This window comes from Streptomyces sp. NPDC001153, assembly GCF_053598315.1.
Genome location: NZ_JBSFJZ010000016.1, coordinates 138,661 through 156,662, shown reverse-complemented (window position 1 = coordinate 156,662; position 18,002 = coordinate 138,661). Strand labels below are relative to the sequence as shown.

Below are 18,002 nucleotides of genomic sequence, written 5' to 3'. Positions count from 1 at the left end.
CGGAGTACGTCTTGTCACCCCTCACCATGCCCCGTCGTTCGGCGACGGTCACGCGGGGAAGCATCCCGGCATGACGATCTCGCGAAGACCCGCCGCCGCCCTCACATCGGCCACCGCACTCGCCGCCCTCACCGCCCTGTGCGGCTGCACCGTGCATCCCTCGGACGCCGACGGCAAACCCCGGGCCCCGGTGTACGCCCAGAGCCCGGCACCGCCCCTGGAAAGCCGCGCGGCACAGCCCACCCGGACGGAGCAGCCGTCCCCGGCCGCGCCCGCTCCCCGGCCGCCGTCCCCCGCCGTGCCCGCGCCCGCTCCCCGGCTGCTGTACTCGCGCGGCGACAGCGGGCTGGGGGTACGGGAGCTGCAGGCGCGGCTGCGCCAGCTGGACTGGCTGTTCGAGGGGCCGACGGGGTCGTACGACGCTCCGACCGAGCAGGCCGTGCAGGGGTTCCAGGGCAAGCGCGGGCTGCCGCGGACGGGGCGGACGGACACCGTCACCTGGCAGCGGCTGGTGGGGATGACCCACGCGCCCGGCACATGGGAGCTGTATCTGATGGGCGGTCAGCCGGCCGGCGCGCCCGACCCGCGCTGTATGACCGGGCGCGTGCTGTGCATCGACAAGACGACGCGGACGCTTCGCTGGATGGTCGGCGGGCGGACGCTCTCGACGACGGCGGTGCGGTTCGGGGCGCAGTACACGCCGACCCGCGAGGGTGTCTTCCACGTCTACCGCAAGGAGCGGAACTGGGTGTCGACGCTCTACCACTCGCCGATGCCGTACGCGATGTTCTTCAGCGGCGGCGAGGCCGTGCACTATTCGTACGACTTCGCGGCGCGTGGCTACGCGGGGGCCTCGCACGGGTGCGTGAACGTCCGGGACGAGACGGCGATCCAGCAGCTGTTCGCTCAGGTGCGGGTGGGCGACAAAGTCGTCGTCCACTGGTGAGGCGGGATTGCGGGGCGCGGGCGGGACCGGGGGAACGTGTCCCGCCCGCGCCAGGTGCACGAGCCGTGGGTACGGGGGGAACCCCGGCTCAGTGCGACGGCCGATGACCAGTCGGCTCACTCAGTACTGCGTACCGGCCGCCGAAAACGTCACACCCCGCCCGAAGAATTTTTCACGACCCACAAAAGCGCAGGTCAGAGGGGCAAAAAAGGGAGCGGAGGGAGGGAGCGGCCCGCGGGCCGGTCGGGTCAGAGGGCGGTGTACGTCGGGCTCGGCGCCGGGCCGGGCCGGGTGCCGGTGCTCCGGGCGGGGCGGGCCGGGGCGAAGGCCGTGGGTGCGGGCGCCACAGCGTCGCCGTGCCAACCCTTGCCGCCTCCGCTGCCCTTGCCGTCGCCGGTGCCCTTGCCGGGGTTGCCGCCCCAGCCGGGGTGACCGTCGCCGCCGTGGCCGGGGTTGCCTTCCTCGTCGCCGCCCCGGCCGTTTCCGTTGCCCTTGCCCTTGTCGCCGTTCTCGTCGCCCTTGCCGCCGCCCGTCGCGCCGTCGGCCGAGTCGACGGTGGCCAGGACGACCTTGCAGTACCGGCTCACCCGGGCACTGCCGCCCGCCAGGTGCTCCAGGACGCGCCGGCGGCCGGAGTCCAGCTCCTTGCCGTCGCGGATGTCCCGGCAGGCCGAGGCCGCGTCCCGCCACCAGCCGCCGGGGGTGCCGGAGGGGTCGCCGGTGCCGGGAGAGCTGCTCCTGCCGTTGCGGTCGCCCGGTACGACGGCCTCGCCGGAGGCGCCACCGCGGTCGGTGCCCGCGCTGCCGCTCGGCGCGCCGGGCCCCGCAGTCGCCCCCGGGGTGCCCTGCGGGACGGAGGCGAGCGGCGTTCGGGAGGTCGGGTCGGCGGAGACGGAGGCGGCGGGGTGCTCGTGCCGGAACGGTGTGGGCAGCATCCCGGTCCCGGCGGCCATGGCGACCCCGCCGACCGTGCCCACGGCCACCGCCGCGGCCAGCGCCAGCCGCACGGGGCGGGCCCAGCGGGTCCGGCGGGCGGGGATTCCGGTACGGGCCGGGGCGGCGATGCGGACCAGGCCCGCGTCGCCGCCGGGCACGGACAGGCCGGAGGCGCCCTCGGCACGGCCGACGGCGGTGCCTTCCGCGGCGGCGGCCTCGCGGGCCTTGCGGAACGCGGCCAGGGCGGCCTGCTCGCCGGGGAGTTCGCCGGTGGCGGGGGCCGTCCGGGAGGTCAGCGCGCCGAGCGCCCGGGAGAGTCGTTCGGCCTGGTCACGGGCGGAGGCATCGACGGCTTCCAGCGACTCGCCGCGCAACAGGCGTTCCGCCGTCTCACGGTTCAGCCACTTGTCCTGCTCGTCGGCCATCACATGTCCTTCTGCGTCCGCGCACGCGTATCCGTCACAGTTGCGGACGACACCGCGCGGCCGCGCGGTTCTCGCTGGGGTGGGAGCGCGTCGAGCACGCCCGCCGATTCCGGATCGTCACCGAGCAGCTCCGCGAGCCGCTTCAGGCCGCGGTGTGCCGCGGTGCGCACGGCGCCGGCGCGTTTGCCGAGGGTCTCGGCGGCGCTCTTGGCGTCCAGGCCGACCACGACGCGCAGGACGACCGCCTCGGCCTGGTCCTGCGGGAGCCGCGCGATGAGGGAGAGGGTGCCGTCGGTGGTCAGGGCCTCGATGGCCTCGCCGGCCGTGTCGGACTCGGCGGCCCGGCCGGTCAGTTCCGTCTCGTCGCCGCCTATGGCGGGGCGGCGGCCGCGCATGCGTATGTGGTCCAGGGCGCGGTTGCGGGCGATCCGGGCGGCCCAGCCACGGAAGCGGTCGGCGTCTCCGCTGAACCGGTCGAGGTCGCGGGCGATCTGCAGCCAGGCCTCGGACGCCACGTCCTCGGCGTCCGGATCGCCCACCAGCGTCCGTACGTATCCGAGCAACCGTGGATGCACCGCGCGGTACACAGTACGGAACGCGGTCTCGTCACCGTCCTGCGCCGATCGCACCGCGGCGGTCAGCTCCGCGTCGTCCCCCAGCACCTGACTCCCTTTACGCCTGTTTCCCGGTCGGCGCGAAAGGCACGTTACGGCGTGAAACAGCTCCCCGTCCATGTCCGTAGAAGATGCAACTAACTCGTGACCAGGTGCGGATGTGCGCAGGGTGAGATTCGACGGTGGCCGGGTGTGACAGAAACAGCACGCACGGCGCTGTAGAGAGTACGGGTCGCGCGCGGCCCGTCAGCGCGACGGCCGGGGCCTCTCCTGTGGGGGGTGGCGGCCCCGGCCGTTGCATCAGTTTGCCGTTCTGACCTGGGCCGATGCGCGGCATCGGCGACCAATGCGGCCAACGCGCGGCCAATGCTGGTGTGCGGGCCCGTTCGACTCGGCGCTTTCCGTGCCGGGCCCTGGTTGCGGCCCGACGAGGGGTGCCTCACCTGCGCGGAGGCCTCCACGGGTTCTCACCCGCGTCTAGAACGTCCGTGACCTTGCCGTGACACACCGACGGGCCCGCGTGACGAGGACTACTTCTTCCCCGGGGCCCTACGGTCGGAACTGCCACTGTTTCCGGCGCTGTTGCCGCCCTTGTCGGCTTTCTTCCCGTATGCGGCTTTCACCTGGGCCGCACAGTAGGCCGCCACCTTCTCCTCGCCGCCCGCCGCCCCGACGAGCCGCTGCCAGGCCGTCGCGTCCAGGGCGCCACTCCGGTCCCCTGCCCGCTCGTAGGCGCGGCAGTGGGCCACCGTGTCCCGGGCGGTGGCCGGATGGTGCGGGCGCGTGGACGCGGCGCCGGATGCCTGACCGGCGGTCCCGGCGGGCGTGCCGGGAGCGGGCGGCCGGTGCGGGGTGCTCGCCGACGGGAGGGCCGGATGCGGGGTACCGGGGCGGCCGTGGGTGCCGGAACCGGCGGAGCCGATCGCCGCGAAGGCGACACCGCCCAGCGTGAGGCTCGCAAGCGCCACCGAGAGCGCGGCCCTCAGCGACACCCGGGCACGCCTCGGCACGGCGGGCCGCCAGTCGTCCCGGCGCCGGGTGCGGGCGCGGGACGCCCGCGTCGCATGGGCGGCGCGGAAGGCGGCCACGGCCCGGCGCTCGGCCTCGGCGTCGACGCCGCCGGCGCGCAGGGCGGCACCGAGCCGCGCCTCGAACCCGGAGTCCGCACCGCCCTCGTCCGCCTGGTCCGCGCAGGCGTCGCCGGGCGCGGAGAGGGTGCCGCCGGGGTGCGCACGGCGGCGACCGAAGGGACCGTCGCCGCCGTGCCGTTCACCCATGCCCGTTCCCCGTCCTCGTCCGGCGTACCGGAGACATACCGCTTCCCGGGCCTCGTGCGGGCTCCGGGACCGACCGCGCTCCCGTATCCATACGGCTCGCGGCCGGCACCGTTCATGTCGACTCACCCGGCGTCCGGGTGCCGCCGTCCGTCACACCCTCGTCCGCCGGGTCCTGGACGCCCAGTTGCCGGGCGAGGCGCTTCAGCCCGCGGTGCGCGGCCGTGCGGACGGCGCCGGGGCGCTTGCCGAGGACGCGCGCGGCGGCCGGGCCGTCGAGGCCGACGACCACGCGGAGCATGACGGCCTCGGCCTGGTCGCTGGGCAGGGTGCGCACCAGCTCCAGCGCGCGGGCGGTGGACAGCGACTCCAGGGCCTGGTCGTGGGTGTCGAGCCGGCCGGGCAGCTCCAGCGCGTCCTGCTCCAGCGGCGCGGCCTGGGGCCGTACCCGCCGGCGGCGCAGATGGTCCAGGGCGCGGTGCCTCGCGATGGTCGCGGTCCAGCCGCGGAAGCCGGCGCCGTCGCCCTTGAACCGGCCCAGGTCGCGGGCGATCTCCAGCCAGGCCTCGGACGCCACGTCCTCGGCGTCCTCGCCGACCAGGCCCCGCAGATAGCCGAGCAGGCCGGGCTGCACGATCCGGTAGGCGACCGCGAAGGCGGTCACGTCGCCGTCCTGGGCCCGCGCGACGGCCGCGCCCAGCTCCCCGTCGTACGCCTGCCGGCGGCGGGGTTCCCCTGCGTGACCCAAGAACCGTCCTCGTCCGTACCGAGCCCACGCCCGCTTCGGACCTGCGCTCGTGCTCGTAGCGAATCCCCAGGGACATCAGCGTCAGGGCTCACGGAAGTGTCACAGCCTTCCGCCCGCCGCGGCCCGCGGCACGGAGACCGGACCGGCAGACGACCGGCGGACCCGCCAACCCGCCTGGCCCATGGGGGAGTTACCGCGGACAGCGGCACGAGTGACCGCCTGGGGCGGGTGGTGTCACCAGTGACGCGGCGGGGCTCCCGGCCGGTCAGCGGGAGCCGGTCGCGTCCCGGCAGAGCAGCCGCAGCGAGCCCTGGCCCTCGTAGGCGCGCCGGGCCTCCTCGATGGGGTCCCAGAGCCGGCCGTCGGGGGTGCGCACCCAGTGGTCGCCGCCGGTCGTCCACCACTCGGCGCCGCTCTGCCGGACGATCACCTCACCGGCGTAGGCACCGAAGCCGCGCAGCACGCTCTCGACGGCGGCGTACGGCGGCCCCTCGCGCCGGATCTCCTCGATCATCCGGTCCACCCGCCACAGGCTCTGCGCCGAGTAGTCGAGCCGCACCCGCGCGCCCTCGCGCATGGTCGCCACGGTGTCCGCGGCCCATCGCACGGGCTTCGCCGCGGCGTGCGGCCTGGTGTCCTGCTGCGCTGTCACGTAATGGGCTGTCACATAGGGAAGAGCGGGCTGGACCGATCATCCGTCACGCCAATTCGAAACGTTTCGCCAACCGTCGCGGAACTACCCCACGTCCACCGCACGACAGGCACAGGACTCACGCACGCAGGGGGGTTTGACCCCCGGATCGCCGTAACCGCGGCGCTGCTCAGGACCCACTGCGGGCCCGCCGTGACACCACCGCGCGCAGGACGCGCCGTCCCTCGATCGACAGGTCCAGCGCGCGGCGCAGGCCCTGCGGACCGTGCTCGGCGAGGAGGTCCAGCACCGCCGTCTGCCGGCGCAGCTCCGCCGCGACCAGCGGAGGCAGGTCCGCCGTCTCCCCCGCCCGCCCGGCGTCGAGCCCCTCGGTCGCCGACGTACCGTCCGCCGCGGGGTCGAGCAGCCGGTGGATGCGCAGGGAGGCGACCGAGCAGGCGTCGGCCCAGGGCCGTACCGCGTCGGCGGTGCGCTCGGCCGGAACGGCCTGCAGCATGCGGCGGGCCAGCCGCACGGCCTCGTCGTCGCCGGGCCCCTCGGCGCCGACGGCTCCCCGGGCCTTCTCCAGGCTCGCGCCCCAGTCGGAGCCATCGGCAAGGCTCGCCCACAGCGGCCGCAGCAGCTCGTCGTCGGCGCCGAGCAGCGGCAGACACCGATCCAAACAAGCCAGCCCGCTGGTGGCCAGTCCGCGTTCGTCGGCCTGTGCGATCCGTTCCACCAGGCTCATGAAATGTCTCCCTCGCCGGGGCGCCGACCGTTACGGAGCCCGCACTTCCCTTTACTGCGTGATACGGCGCGGGAGTGTCACAGCAGATGTTTCCGGCCAAGTCAGCCCAGCCGGTTCGCCAGGTTGCGGAAGTCGGTCCAGGACAGCGCGGGCGCGCCCGGGTCCCACAGCTTCTGCGCGGTGGCCCGCAGCGGCATCCGGATGCCGGCCGCGACCTGGGCCTCGGTCTGGGCGTTCGGGAAGTCGCCCCAGACCGCGAACGCCCCGCCGAGGATCTGGCCGTCGTAGCTCGCCGGTACGGCGGTCGTGCCGCGCAGCACCCGTGGGTTCCACTGCTCGTAGATCCGCTGTCCGGTCGGATAGACGAAGGTCTGCGGCTGGCCGAGGACGTAGTAGAGGAACTCGTCGTTGTAGTTGATGACCTTCCGGCCCGCGCTCAGGTACTCGGCCGGCTGCCGGGCGCCGATCTCCTTGCCGGTCCAGTAGGCGACCTGGAGATCCCCGGCCGCCTGCACGGACGTGCCGCGGTAGAAGCCGTCGTTCCAGGCGCGCATGGTCCTGCCGTGGGCGCGGACGGTGGCGGCACGGTCGTTCAGCCAGCTGGTGGTGAGGTCGGCGACGGTGCCGCCGGAGCCGTACTTCTGCCGGGCGGCGGCCGCGAGCTGCGGATAGGAGGCCTGCGGGTCCTTCATGGTCAGCGCCTGGTACTCGTCGCCCCCGAGGTGCCACTGGTTGCCGGTGAACAGCCCCGCGTACTCGTTCAGCAGATCGTCCACGAGCTTGGCGGAGGCGGGCTTGGAGATGTCGATGGCGCCCTTGGTCACGACCCCGCTCGCGTTGCGCAGCTTCAGGTCGGGGTGGGCGGCGAGGACGGCGCCCAGGTGCCCCGGCGAGTCGATCTCGGGCACGACGGTGATGTGCCGGCTGCCGGCCAGGTCCACGATCCGCTTGACCTGTGCCTTGGTCAGATGGTTGGCGGAGACGATCTCGGGGTGGGTGCTGGACTCGATCCGGAACGCCTGGTCGTCGGAGAAGTGCAGCCCCAGTTCGTTGAACTTCAGGTCTCCCAGCTCCCGTATTCGGTCCTCTATCCAGGACTCGGAGTACGGTTTGCGCGCGATGTCCAGGTTGAACCCGCGCACCGGCTTGGCCGGCTCGTCCCGTACGACCCCCTCCGGGGCCGTGCCGCCGCCGTGCACCTCCTGCTTCAGGGTGCGGGTGCCGTAGAAGACGCCGGCGTCGCCGGGGCCGCTGATGTCGACCCGCCCGTCGCGGACGGTCATGGTGTACGACTCCTGGTTCCCGCCCCCGCCGCCGAGCGCCAGCCGGACGTCCCCCGCCCGCACGTCGTCCTTCTCCCCCGCGTAGGTCAGCCCCAGCTCCCCGGCTATCAGCCGCCCCTCGTCGGCCAGCTCCCCGTCGCTGATCACCACCCGGTCCGCCTTCTGCGGCTTCCAGCCGGGCCCGCGCGCCGGCGTGTGGGAGCGCACCGCGGGTATCGTCCGCGGCGCCTGGGACAGCGGATAGGACCGGCTGGGCGTCGGACGCGCCGACGGCGCGCCCGCCCCGCCGGAAGCGGTACCGGCCACCCGGCCGGACGACGACTGCCGGGCACCCCCTTGCGACGCCCCGCCGCCCGCGCCCGACGAAGCCCACACGCCGACCCCCGTGCCGACCGCGACCGTCCCGAGGACCGCCGCGGCCACGACCGCCCGCTTGCGTATCACCTGGTGCGCCGAGGCACGGCGCTTGTGCTGGGTCACCCCGCCAACGTACGACCGATCCGGGCGTCACCCGTCACCCAGACGTTCCGAAACTCTCCCGTTCGGGTGAATTTCAGGCATCACACAGACACACAGTGACCACTCTCGATAACCTGACGACACACCTTTCACAGCATCCCCTGCCACGCCACATGTGACGCGAGGACCCACGCTGCCCGCCCACCGTCTTCCGTATCTCCCCAAGCCCCTCGACGCCTTCAACGCCGCACCCGCCGACGAGGCACGCGCCCTCCTGCTGCACTGCCTCCACAGCCTGCGCTGGTCCCACCGCGTCGCGGACCACCGCCCCTACCCCGACCTGGACTCCCTCCTGGCCGCGGCGGACGAGGCGGCGTACGACCTTTCCCCGGGTGACCTGTCGGAGGCCCTGGCCGGGGAGTCCCTCCCGGACCTGCCCGAGGACACCTACTCGGCGGCCCACATGGCCCTGAGCGCGGCACACGCGGCCTACGAGGCCAGGTTCGGACACGCGTTCGTCATCTACCTGGGCGACACCCACCCGGACGAATCCCTCGACCGCATCCTCGAAGCGATCCGATCACGATTGACGAACGATCCGGAGGAGGAACGGGTGATAGCGGCGGAGGAGCTCCGGCGCCTGGCGAGAAGCAGACTGGGCACCTGCCTGAGGGGCGCGGGGCCTTGTCCGTCAGCGGCTCCGCCGCGGGGCGCGACCAGCCCCAACGCACCCGCAGTCGGCAAGTAACAGGACACACCACCCCAGTAGCCGCGCGCCCGCTCCCCCATCCGGTGCCAATTTGATCACACAAGGTAGGCCCCCCGTAAGGCACAACGCGGCGCATGGCTACGATGCTGGGGGCCGGTGGACCGTACCCGGCCGGGCCCGCCCGACACCGAAGCCGGCGCGGCCCCAATCCCCGCTCCCGGAGGGACTTCCGTGCCGGCTGGAACGCTGTACCGCGGCCGGGAAGGAATGTGGTCCTGGGTGGCTCACCGAGTCACCGGCGTCCTCATTTTCTTCTTCCTGTTCGTTCACGTGCTGGACACCGCTCTCGTGCGTGTCTCCCCCGAGGACTACGACAAGGTCGTAGCCACGTACAAGACGCCGATCGTCGCGCTGCTGGAGTACGGCCTCGTCGCCGCCATCCTCTTCCACGCGCTCAACGGCCTGCGTGTCATCGCCGTCGACTTCTGGTCGAAGGGCCCGCGCTACCAGAAGCAGATGTTCTGGACCGTGATGGGTGTCTGGGTCGTCCTGATGGCGGGGGCGATCTACCCCGTCCTCGGCCACGCCGCTCGTGTTCTGTTCGGGAGCTGAGGCCCATGTCCACGACTGAAACCACCGCGTCCGGAATCGGCCCCGTCGAGGGCGCCCCCGTCTACAGCGCCGACAACCCGGCCCCGCTGATCGAGGCGCCGCGCAAGCGCACCAAGAAGACCCCGAAGTCGACCCGGGGCAACTTCGAGCTGGCGGCCTGGCTCTTCATGCGCCTGTCCGGCATCGTGCTGGTCGTCCTGGTCATCGGCCACCTGCTGATCCAGCTCGTGCTGGACGGCGGTGTCTCCAAGATCGGCTTCGCCTTCGTGGCCGGCCGCTGGGCCTCCCCCTGGTGGCAGGTCTGGGACCTGCTGATGCTGTGGCTCGCGATGCTGCACGGCGCCAACGGCCTGCGCACGGTCATCAACGACTACGCGGAGCGCGCGAGCTCCCGCATGTGGCTGAAGGCCCTGCTGTACACCGCCACGGTGTGGACCATCCTGCTGGGCACGCTGGTGATCTTCACCTTCGACCCGAACATCCGCTAGGCACGGGGCTGCGAGAATCATGAAGATCCACAAGTACGACACCGTCATCGTCGGCGCCGGCGGCGCGGGCATGCGTGCCGCCATCGAGGCGACGAAGCGCAGCCGCACCGCCGTGCTGACCAAGCTCTACCCCACCCGCTCCCACACGGGCGCCGCGCAGGGCGGCATGGCCGCCGCGCTCGCCAACGTGGAGGAGGACAACTGGGAGTGGCACACCTTCGACACGGTCAAGGGCGGTGACTACCTGGTCGACCAGGACGCCGCCGAGATCCTGGCGAAGGAGGCCATCGACGCCGTCCTCGACCTGGAGAAGATGGGTCTGCCGTTCAACCGCACCAAGGACGGCACCATCGACCAGCGCCGCTTCGGCGGTCACTCCCGCAACCACGGCGAGGCCCCGGTCCGCCGGTCCTGCTACGCCGCGGACCGCACCGGCCACATGATCCTCCAGACGCTGTACCAGAACTGCGTCAAGGAGGGCGTGGAGTTCTTCAACGAGTTCTACGTCCTGGACCAGCTGATCACCGAGGTCGACGGCGTCAAGAAGTCCGCCGGTGTCGTCGCCTACGAGCTGGCGACCGGCGAGATCCACATCTTCCAGGCGAAGGCCGTCATCTACGCCTCCGGCGGCTGCGGCAAGTTCTTCAAGGTGACGTCGAACGCCCACACGCTGACCGGTGACGGTCAGGCGGCGGTCTACCGGCGCGGGCTCCCGCTGGAGGACATGGAGTTCTTCCAGTTCCACCCGACCGGCATCTGGCGCATGGGCATCCTGCTCACCGAGGGTGCGCGCGGCGAGGGCGGCATCCTGCGCAACAAGGACGGCGAGCGCTTCATGGAGAAGTACGCTCCCGTCATGAAGGACCTGGCGTCCCGTGACGTCGTGTCCCGGTCCATCTACACGGAGATCCGTGAGGGCCGCGGCTGCGGTCCCGAGGGCGACCACGTCTACCTGGACCTCACCCACCTGCCGCCGGAGCAGCTGGACGCCAAGCTGCCGGACATCACCGAGTTCGCGCGGACCTACCTCGGCATCGAGCCGTACACGGACCCGATCCCGATCCAGCCGACCGCGCACTACGCGATGGGCGGCATCCCGACCAACGTCGAGGGTGAGGTCCTGTCGGACAACACCACCGTCGTCCCGGGTCTGTACGCGGCCGGCGAGGTCGCCTGTGTCTCCGTGCACGGCGCCAACCGCCTCGGCACCAACTCGCTGCTGGACATCAACGTCTTCGGCCGCCGCGCGGGCATCGCCGCCGCCGAGTACGCCCACACGGCGGACTACGTCGAGCTGCCGGAGAACCCGGAGTCGTTCGTCGTCGAGCAGATCGAGCGGCTGCGCAACTCCACCGGCACCGAGCGGGTGGCGACCCTGCGCCGCGAGCTGCAGGAGACCATGGACGCCAACGTCATGGTGTTCCGCACCGAGCAGACGATCAAGACGGCCGTCGAGAAGATCGCCGAGCTGCGCGAGCGCTACAAGAACGTCGCGATCCAGGACAAGGGCAAGCGGTTCAACACCGACCTGCTGGAGGCCATCGAGCTGGGCAACCTGCTGGACCTGGCCGAGGTCATGGCCGTCTCGGCGCTGGCCCGCAAGGAGTCCCGCGGCGGTCACTACCGCGAGGACTACCCGAACCGCGACGACGTCAACTTCATGCGCCACACCATGGCGTACCGCGAGGTCGGCGCCGACGGCTCGGAAACCGTCCGTCTCGACTACAAGCCGGTCGTCCAGACCCGCTACCAGCCGATGGAGCGTAAGTACTGATGGCTACCCCTGTTCTGGACAAGGAAGAGGCGGCCGGCAAGCCCGAGCCCGGTTTCGCCGACTCCCCCTACATCACGGTCACCTTCCGGATCCGCCGGTTCAACCCGGAGGTCTCGGCGGAGGCGGCCTGGGAAGACTTCCAGCTGGAGATCGACCCGAAGGAGCGTGTCCTCGACGGCCTCCACAAGATCAAGTGGGACCTCGACGGCACCCTCACCTTCCGCCGCTCGTGCGCGCACGGCATCTGCGGCTCGGACGCGATGCGGATCAACGGCAAGAACCGCCTTGCCTGCAAGACGCTGATCAAGGACATCAACCCCGAGAAGCCGATCACGATCGAGGCCATCAAGGGCCTGACGGTCCTGAAGGACCTGGTCGTGGACATGGAGCCGTTCTTCCAGGCGTACCGGGACGTCATGCCGTTCCTGGTCACCAAGGACACGAACGAGCCGACCCGTGAGCGGCTGCAGTCGGCCGAGGACCGCGAGCGGTTCGACGACACGACGAAGTGCATCCTCTGCGCGGCCTGCACCTCCTCCTGCCCGGTGTTCTGGAACGACGGCCAGTACTTCGGTCCGGCCGCGATCGTGAACGCCCACCGCTTCATCTTCGACAGCCGTGACGAGGCGGGCGAGCAGCGCCTGGAGATCCTCAACGACCGTGACGGCGTGTGGCGTTGCCGTACGACCTTCAACTGCACGGACGCCTGCCCGCGTGGTATCGAGGTCACCAAGGCGATCCAGGAAGTGAAGCGCGCGCTGATCACGCGCCGCTACTGATCCTGCCGGTCCGGCGCCGAGGGCCCCGCTTCCGATCCTCCGGAAGCGGGGCCCTCGGGCGTTTTCGACCGGGTTTGCGCGGTTTGTATTCCCCGCGGCTCTAATCTGACGACATGGCAGACGATGAGTCCTACGAGCTGCTCGGTTTCGACAACGTGCTGCTTCCCGTCGGCGACCTCGGCGAGGCCGTCGGCTTCTACGAGCGGGCCGGATTCACCGTGGGGTTCCGCTTCGACGAGGGCGGTATCGCGTTGCTGAAGGTCGGGGGCGAGACACCCGGGATCCTGCTGCAGGCGGAGGAGGCGGTGGGGCGCCGGACCCCGCCCTGGCCCTCGCCGCGTGTCTGGCTGGAGGTACCGGACGCCCGGGCGGCGGCGCGGGAGCTGGCCGCCGCCGGCATCCCGCCGCTGGACGGGGTCTTCCAGGTGGTCACCGGCTGGACCGTGGAGTTCGCCGACCCGTGGGGCAACATCCTCGGACTCACGGACTACACCAAGCGCCCGGAGCTGGGCCGCCGAAGCTGACCACCCGGGGCGCCCGAGCCACTCGTTAGGCTCTCTGCCGTGCCCGCGAAGAACGACGGCCCCGAGACGGCCGGCTCCCCCAGCAGCAAGTCCGAGCCCAGCAGCAAGTCCGAGCAGACCCGCGCGCTGATCCTTCAGACCGCGATGCGGTTGTTCCAGGAGCGCGGGTACGACAAGACCACCATGCGGGCCATCGCCAAGGAGGCCGGGGTCTCCGTCGGCAACGCCTACTACTACTTCGAGGGCAAGGAGCACCTGATCCAGGGCTTCTACGACCGGATCGCCGCCGAGCACCAGCGGGCGGTCCGCGAGGTCCTGGACCGGGAGACCGACCTGGAGGCGCGGCTCGCGGGCGTGCTGACCGTCTGGCTCGACATCGCCCGGCCCTACCACGAGTTCGCCGTGCAGTTCTTCAAGAACGCCGCCGACCCCGACAGCCCGCTCAGCCCCTTCTCCCCGGAGAGCGAGCACGCCCGTGAGCAGGCCATCGCCGTCCACCGCGAGGTGCTGGCCGGCTCGAAGTCCAAGGTTCCGGCCGAACTCCGCGATGTCCTGCCGGAGTTGATGTGGCTCGCCCAGATGGGCCTCGTCCTGTACTGGGTCTTCGACCGGACGCAAGGGCGCGAGCGCAGTTACCGGCTGGCCCGGCGCGGGGCCCGGCTGACCGCCCGTGGCGTGGCGCTCGCCCGCTTCCGCGTGCTGCGCCCCCTGGTCCTGGAGATCCATGAGCTGTTCACGGACTTCCTGCCCGGCATGACGAAGGCGCTGCCGGACCCACGGACCACGGGGGCCGAGGGGACCAAGGGGCACGCGGAGCAGGCCGGCTGATCAGATCCACTGCAGACGCCACAGGCGGAAGACACCCGTGCCGTCGTCCAGGTACTGGCTGCCGCCCACGTCCTCGGTGCTGACCACGTACTCCTTGCGCTGCCACAGCGGGATCAGCGGGACGTCCTGGGCGACGTCCGCCTGGATGTCCCTGAAGTCGTTCGCGGTCCGGCTGCGGTCGGCGTACTGCTGGCTGTCCAGGATGAGATGGTCGACCAGCTTGTTGCTGTACCCGGTGCTCATCGTGGAGCCGGTGCCGACGAGCGCGGCGCCGAAGGTGTCCGGGTCGGGATAGTCGGGCACCCAGCCGACCGCCCACGCGTCGATCTTGCCGGTGGCCCAGCGTTTCTGGAAGTCGGTCCACTCGTACCCCTGGACGTCCACCTTGAACAGGCCGCCGGCCTCCAGCTGCCTCTTCAGCGCCGCGGCCTCCTGCTCACCCGCGCCCCGGCTCCTGCCGTAGCCGAAGGTGAACCGGACGGGCAGGGACACCCCCGCCTGGGTGAGCAGCGCCCGCGCCTTCTGCACGCTCTGCCTCGGGTAGTCGTCGAAGAACGAGGTGGTGTGGCCGGTGATGCCGGTCGGGATCAGCGAGTACAGCGGGTCGACCGTGCCCTCGTAGACCGTCGAGGCGAGCTCCTCGCGGTTGACCAGCCAGGCCATCGCGCGGCGCACCCGCACGTCGCGCAAGGGCGAGTCGGCGCGCGTGTTGAGGTACAGGTTGCGGGTCTCGGCGCTGTCGGACTCGGTGACCCGCTGGTTGGGGTCGCTCGGGTTCAGCGCGGAGAGCACGCCGGGCGGCAGCTCCCGGGTGGCGACGTCGACCTGCCTGGCCTTCCAGGCGCTGTCGAGCTTCGCGGAGTCCGCGTAGTAGCGCAGCTCGATCGGGCGGCCGGTGCCGCTGAGGTAGCCCTTGTAGCTGCCGTTCGGCTGGAGGACGGCCTTCTCGTTCCTGGTGTACGACGTCAGGATGTACGGGCCGGTGCCGTCGACGGCGCTGTCCTTGCGCAGGGAGTCGGCCGGGTACTTGTCCTTGTCCACGATCGCGCCGGCGCCCGTGGCGACCTTCAGCGGCCAGGTGGCGTCCGCGGACGACAGGTGGAAGGTGACCGTCGTCGCGTTGTCGGCGGTGACCGAGGCGAGCGTGGAGAACAGCGATGACGGGCCGACATCGGAGTTGATCTTCTTGACCCGGTCGAACGAGTACTTGACGTCCTCGGCCGTCATCGCGCGTCCGCTCGGGAAGGTGATCCCGGAGCGGAGCGTGCACTGGTACGTCCGCAGACCGCTGCCCTGGAAGGCACAGCTCGTCGCCGCGTCCGGGACCGGCTCGACGCCGCCCGGCTCGAACGTCAGCAGCGACTGGAAGACGTTGCTGAACAAAGCCCAGGAACCGGCGTCGTAGGCGCCCGCCGGGTCGAGGTTCGTGACGGCGTCCGTCGTACCGACCGCGATGGTTTTGTCCTTGTTGTTCTGCGACGGCAGCAGTTGCCAGCCGCCGATTCCCGCGATCGCGAGCACGAGCAGTGCCACGAGAACGCGCATGCGAACAGATCGCATGGTGGTGCCCTCCCCAGGCCCCTTCAAAGGCCCTACCCCTGGCCAGCACGATTTCGCCACTCCCCTAGTGGCGCGGCTCACCTAATCACACGGGTTTCGCCCGGGGGAAGGGCTTTCTGACCAGATGGGGAAAGAACTTACCGAGGCGTTGTTTCCCCCGGGTTTCACAGCGCCTTCACAGGTGTGGGAGCGGTTTCGGCCAGGGGGGTACGGCGACCCGGTGCGAAGTCCCGGGTGTCCGCTATGACGTACGGCGCAGTGCCCGCAGTCCGCGCAACCCGATGACCCCGACGGCCGTCCCCAATACGAAGGAAACGACCGCCAGCAGCAGGTGCACCCAGAAGTACGCGGTCGGGTGACCGTTGTCGAAGGCGAGCCCGCTGCTGTCCTTGACCAGGTTCTTGACGAAAGTGACCCAGATGACCCAGGACCACACCCCGAAAGCGAGCAGGAACCAGGAGACCGGGCGGCTGAGCTTCATGCGACCAGTATCGCCGTTCGCCGTCCGGTTCCGTGTCGGGGGTGAGGCGGGTCATGGGACTTCACGGCCGACAAAAGGTACGTTCTCGACCGTGCCCGCTCCGATGAAGACCGGCCGGCGATCCCTGCTGGTCACCTCCGCCACCCTGCTGTGCCTGTCCGCCACCGCACCCGCCGCCCTCGCCGCCCCGTCCCCCCCGGCCGGTCCGACGGCCACGCCCCCGGCCGCCATGTCGACCGTGGGCGGCGTCCGGCTCGGGCAGCCCGGCACACAGGTCAATCTCGCGCCCGGGGTCCCGGTGCTGCCGAAGGACCTCACCGCGCGCTCCTGGATCGTCAGCGACGCCGAGTCGGGGGAGGTGCTCGCCGCGCACAACGCGCACTGGCGGCTGCCCCCGGCGAGCACGCTGAAGATGCTCTTCGCGGACACCCTGCTGCCCCGCTTCCCGAGGGAGGAGAGGCACAAGGTCGCGCCGTCCGACCTCGCGGGCATGGGCGCCGGCTCCAGCGTGGTCGGGATAAAGGAAGGGCACACCTACAGCGTCCACGACCTGTGGCTCGGGGTCTTCCTGCGCTCGGGCAACGACGCGGTGCACGTGCTGTCCGCGATGAACGAGGGTGTCGCACAGACCGTCAAGGACATGCAGGCTCACGCCGACGAACTGCAGGCCCAGGACACGCACGTGGTCTCGCCCGACGGCTACGACGAGCCGGGCCAGCTGTCCTCGGCGTACGACCTGACGCTGTTCGCCCGGTCCGGGCTGCAGAAGAAGGACTTCCGCGACTACTGCTCGACCGTCAGCGCCAGGTTCGAGTCGGGCGAGATCCGCAACACCAACCGGCTGCTGAGCGGTGACACCGATGTGCCCGTCTACCAGGGCATCGCGGGTGTGAAGAACGGCAACACCACCAACGCGGGCGCCACCTTCACCGGGGTCGCCGAACGCAACGGCAGGGTGCTGCTGGTCACGGTGATGCATCCGGAGAAGGCCGCGCACAACGAGGTCTACAAGGAGACGGCCAAGCTGTTCGACTGGGGCTTCCAGGCGGCCGGCAAGGTCAGTCCGGTGGGCGAGCTGGTGCCGCCGAAGAGCGCCCTGCCGAGCCCTGGGCCCAGCGGCTCCGGCGGGAAGGCGGGCAAGGACGGGTCCGGGACCAGGCCGGTGGCCGGCGCCGCCACCGGCTCCGGCTCCGGCGTCGGCACCGCCGCGGCCATCACCGGCGGGGTGCTGGTGCTCCTCGCGGGCGCGGCGTTCCTGGTCAATCGCCGGTGGCCGCTGCCGGACCTGATGCGCCGTCGGCCGCGTCCGTGACGCACGCGGGTTCGGCCGCCGCACTCGGCGTCGCCGTCCAGGAGGCGCAGAACAGCACCAGTTTCGCGGTGAAGTTGATCCACAGCAGCAGCGCCACGGGGACGCCGAACGCGCCGTACATGCTCTTCGCGGCGACTCCCTGGATATAGCCGCTGAGCAGCAGCTTCAGCAGCTCGAAGCCGACCGCGCCGAGCAGCGCCGCGACCACCAGGCGGCGGCGCGGCGGCTCGACACCGGGCAGCAGGGTCAGGACGTAGAGCAGGACGAGGAAGTCGGCGAGCGCGGCGACGGCGAACGCGGCGATCCGCAGCAGCAGGCTCCCCCAGCTGTGCGCGGCCAGGCCGAGTTGGCGCGACACCAGGCCGACGGCGGCCGAGGCCAGCGTGGACGCGGCGAGCGTGACCAGCAGGGCCCCGCCGAGGCCGAGGAGGATGCCGGCGTCCTTGGCCTTGGCCACCACCGGATTCTGCTGCTGCTCCGGCAGCTCCCACACCGCGCGCAGACAGTCCCGCATCTGGCCGACCCAGCCGATGCCGGTGAACAGCAGCAGGGCGCCCGCGATGACACCGACCGTGCCGGCGTTCTGGACGAGCGAGGTCAGGTCCAGCCGGCTGGAGAGGACGCCGGGGAACTGCTCGGCGATCTTGTGCTCGACGGTCTTCTGCCGGTCCGCGCTGAGCGTGGCGGCGCTGATCGCGGCGACCAGGGTCAGCAGCGGGAACAGCGCCACGAAGCTGATGAACGTCATCGCGGCCGCCAGCCGGGTCCACTTCACCCGGTCCAGCCGTTCGTAGCAGTGCCACGCGTGTGTCTCCGTCAGCCGGACCACGATCGGCCCGATGCCGGGGAGTCCCTTCAGCCAGTCCATGAT

At 71.3% G+C, this 18,002-nt stretch carries 19 protein-coding genes; 9 read left to right on the top strand and 10 right to left on the bottom strand.

The window, feature by feature from the left end:
* Positions 1 to 70: 70 nt before the first annotated feature.
* Positions 71 to 946, top strand: a complete 876-nt coding sequence (locus tag ACWDEN_RS20205; protein ID WP_450859800.1) for a L,D-transpeptidase family protein — start codon at positions 71 to 73, stop codon at positions 944 to 946.
* A 248-nt stretch (positions 947 to 1,194) separates the two neighbouring features.
* On the opposite strand, the gene ACWDEN_RS20200 is transcribed toward ACWDEN_RS20205, so the two are convergent.
* The 7 genes from ACWDEN_RS20200 to ACWDEN_RS20170 all read right to left on the bottom strand — a co-directional run bounded on the left by ACWDEN_RS20200 (position 1,195) and on the right by ACWDEN_RS20170 (position 8,085).
* Positions 1,195 to 2,307, bottom strand: coding sequence for a hypothetical protein (locus ACWDEN_RS20200; protein WP_450859799.1), 1,113 nt, complete (start codon positions 2,305 to 2,307; stop codon positions 1,195 to 1,197).
* On the bottom strand, positions 2,307 to 2,969 hold the full coding sequence (locus tag ACWDEN_RS20195) for an RNA polymerase sigma factor (protein ID WP_450859798.1): 663 nt from the start codon (positions 2,967 to 2,969) through the stop codon (positions 2,307 to 2,309). The genes ACWDEN_RS20200 and ACWDEN_RS20195 overlap by 1 nt, the downstream gene beginning before the upstream one ends.
* Positions 2,970 to 3,451: 482 nt before the next feature.
* Positions 3,452 to 4,198 (bottom strand): hypothetical protein, encoded by a 747-nt coding sequence (locus tag ACWDEN_RS20190; RefSeq protein ID WP_450859797.1) that lies wholly within the window; start codon positions 4,196 to 4,198, stop codon positions 3,452 to 3,454.
* 112 nt (positions 4,199 to 4,310) lie between these two features.
* A complete protein-coding gene (locus ACWDEN_RS20185; protein ID WP_450859796.1) occupies positions 4,311 to 4,943 on the bottom strand; it encodes an RNA polymerase sigma factor in 633 nt (210 codons plus the stop codon).
* A gap of 265 nt (positions 4,944 to 5,208) precedes the next feature.
* A complete protein-coding gene (locus tag ACWDEN_RS20180) occupies positions 5,209 to 5,595 on the bottom strand; it encodes a hypothetical protein (protein WP_351611043.1) in 387 nt (128 codons plus the stop codon).
* Between the two features lie 169 nt (positions 5,596 to 5,764).
* Positions 5,765 to 6,322, bottom strand: a complete 558-nt coding sequence (locus tag ACWDEN_RS20175; protein ID WP_351611044.1) for a hypothetical protein — start codon at positions 6,320 to 6,322, stop codon at positions 5,765 to 5,767.
* A gap of 101 nt (positions 6,323 to 6,423) precedes the next feature.
* On the bottom strand, positions 6,424 to 8,085 hold the full coding sequence (locus ACWDEN_RS20170; protein WP_450859795.1) for a beta-N-acetylhexosaminidase: 1,662 nt from the start codon (positions 8,083 to 8,085) through the stop codon (positions 6,424 to 6,426).
* A 154-nt stretch (positions 8,086 to 8,239) separates the two neighbouring features.
* Between ACWDEN_RS20170 and ACWDEN_RS20165 the strand changes: the two genes are divergently transcribed.
* The 7 genes from ACWDEN_RS20165 (at position 8,240) to ACWDEN_RS20135 (ending at position 13,778) form a co-directional block, all read left to right on the top strand.
* On the top strand, positions 8,240 to 8,812 hold the full coding sequence (locus ACWDEN_RS20165; RefSeq protein WP_450859794.1) for a 2-oxo-4-hydroxy-4-carboxy-5-ureidoimidazoline decarboxylase: 573 nt from the start codon (positions 8,240 to 8,242) through the stop codon (positions 8,810 to 8,812).
* Positions 8,813 to 9,004: 192 nt separating this feature from the next.
* Positions 9,005 to 9,385: a succinate dehydrogenase, cytochrome b556 subunit gene (sdhC, locus tag ACWDEN_RS20160; RefSeq protein ID WP_076087831.1), complete on the top strand. Its 381-nt coding sequence runs from the start codon at positions 9,005 to 9,007 to the stop codon at positions 9,383 to 9,385.
* A gap of 5 nt (positions 9,386 to 9,390) precedes the next feature.
* Positions 9,391 to 9,873: a succinate dehydrogenase hydrophobic membrane anchor subunit gene (locus tag ACWDEN_RS20155; protein WP_351611050.1), complete on the top strand. Its 483-nt coding sequence runs from the start codon at positions 9,391 to 9,393 to the stop codon at positions 9,871 to 9,873.
* Positions 9,874 to 9,892: 19 nt separating this feature from the next.
* The gene (sdhA, locus tag ACWDEN_RS20150; protein WP_351611052.1) at positions 9,893 to 11,647 is read left to right on the top strand and encodes a succinate dehydrogenase flavoprotein subunit; all 1,755 of its coding nucleotides are present in this window, start codon (positions 9,893 to 9,895) and stop codon (positions 11,645 to 11,647) included.
* The gene (locus ACWDEN_RS20145; protein ID WP_351611055.1) at positions 11,647 to 12,426 is read left to right on the top strand and encodes a succinate dehydrogenase iron-sulfur subunit; all 780 of its coding nucleotides are present in this window, start codon (positions 11,647 to 11,649) and stop codon (positions 12,424 to 12,426) included. The genes sdhA and ACWDEN_RS20145 overlap by 1 nt, the downstream gene beginning before the upstream one ends.
* Before the next feature lie 113 nt (positions 12,427 to 12,539).
* Positions 12,540 to 12,950: a VOC family protein gene (locus ACWDEN_RS20140; RefSeq protein ID WP_351611057.1), complete on the top strand. Its 411-nt coding sequence runs from the start codon at positions 12,540 to 12,542 to the stop codon at positions 12,948 to 12,950.
* Positions 12,951 to 12,989: 39 nt separating this feature from the next.
* Entirely contained in the window at positions 12,990 to 13,778 is a 789-nt protein-coding gene (locus ACWDEN_RS20135; RefSeq protein WP_351611059.1) for a TetR/AcrR family transcriptional regulator, read from the top strand.
* Here ACWDEN_RS20135 and ACWDEN_RS20130 read toward each other — a convergent pair whose 3' ends face one another.
* The gene (locus tag ACWDEN_RS20130; protein WP_450859793.1) at positions 13,779 to 15,323 is read right to left on the bottom strand and encodes an ABC transporter substrate-binding protein; all 1,545 of its coding nucleotides are present in this window, start codon (positions 15,321 to 15,323) and stop codon (positions 13,779 to 13,781) included. It lies immediately after the preceding gene.
* 256 nt (positions 15,324 to 15,579) lie between these two features.
* Complete coding sequence (locus ACWDEN_RS20125; protein ID WP_351611063.1) at positions 15,580 to 15,819, bottom strand: SCO4848 family membrane protein; 240 nt, start codon at positions 15,817 to 15,819, stop codon at positions 15,580 to 15,582.
* A 91-nt stretch (positions 15,820 to 15,910) separates the two neighbouring features.
* Between ACWDEN_RS20125 and ACWDEN_RS20120 the strand changes: the two genes are divergently transcribed.
* Positions 15,911 to 17,131: a D-alanyl-D-alanine carboxypeptidase family protein gene (locus ACWDEN_RS20120; protein ID WP_351611066.1), complete on the top strand. Its 1,221-nt coding sequence runs from the start codon at positions 15,911 to 15,913 to the stop codon at positions 17,129 to 17,131.
* Here the strand turns inward: ACWDEN_RS20120 and ACWDEN_RS20115 are convergent.
* Positions 17,079 to 17,999 (bottom strand): YihY/virulence factor BrkB family protein, encoded by a 921-nt coding sequence (locus ACWDEN_RS20115; protein WP_351611069.1) that lies wholly within the window; start codon positions 17,997 to 17,999, stop codon positions 17,079 to 17,081. The two genes, ACWDEN_RS20120 and ACWDEN_RS20115, sit on opposite strands and share 53 nt — an antisense overlap.
* Positions 18,000 to 18,002 lie beyond the last annotated feature (3 nt).

Excerpts from the sequence above, each read along its gene's own strand:
- ACWDEN_RS20115 (WP_351611069.1), bottom strand. The coding sequence starts at position 17,999 with ATGGACTGGCTGAAGGGACTCCCCGGCATCGGGCCGATCGTGGTCCGG.
- ACWDEN_RS20200 (WP_450859799.1), bottom strand. The coding sequence starts at position 2,307 with ATGGCCGACGAGCAGGACAAGTGGCTGAACCGTGAGACGGCGGAACGC.
- ACWDEN_RS20145 (WP_351611055.1), top strand. The coding sequence starts at position 11,647 with ATGGCTACCCCTGTTCTGGACAAGGAAGAGGCGGCCGGCAAGCCCGAG.
- ACWDEN_RS20205 (WP_450859800.1), top strand. The coding sequence starts at position 71 with ATGACGATCTCGCGAAGACCCGCCGCCGCCCTCACATCGGCCACCGCA.
- ACWDEN_RS20130 (WP_450859793.1), bottom strand. The coding sequence starts at position 15,323 with ATGCGCGTTCTCGTGGCACTGCTCGTGCTCGCGATCGCGGGAATCGGC.
- ACWDEN_RS20190 (WP_450859797.1), bottom strand. The coding sequence starts at position 4,198 with ATGGGTGAACGGCACGGCGGCGACGGTCCCTTCGGTCGCCGCCGTGCG.
- ACWDEN_RS20140 (WP_351611057.1), top strand. The coding sequence starts at position 12,540 with ATGGCAGACGATGAGTCCTACGAGCTGCTCGGTTTCGACAACGTGCTG.
- ACWDEN_RS20125 (WP_351611063.1), bottom strand. The coding sequence starts at position 15,819 with ATGAAGCTCAGCCGCCCGGTCTCCTGGTTCCTGCTCGCTTTCGGGGTG.
- ACWDEN_RS20175 (WP_351611044.1), bottom strand. The coding sequence starts at position 6,322 with ATGAGCCTGGTGGAACGGATCGCACAGGCCGACGAACGCGGACTGGCC.
- ACWDEN_RS20155 (WP_351611050.1), top strand. The coding sequence starts at position 9,391 with ATGTCCACGACTGAAACCACCGCGTCCGGAATCGGCCCCGTCGAGGGC.
- sdhA (WP_351611052.1), top strand. The coding sequence starts at position 9,893 with ATGAAGATCCACAAGTACGACACCGTCATCGTCGGCGCCGGCGGCGCG.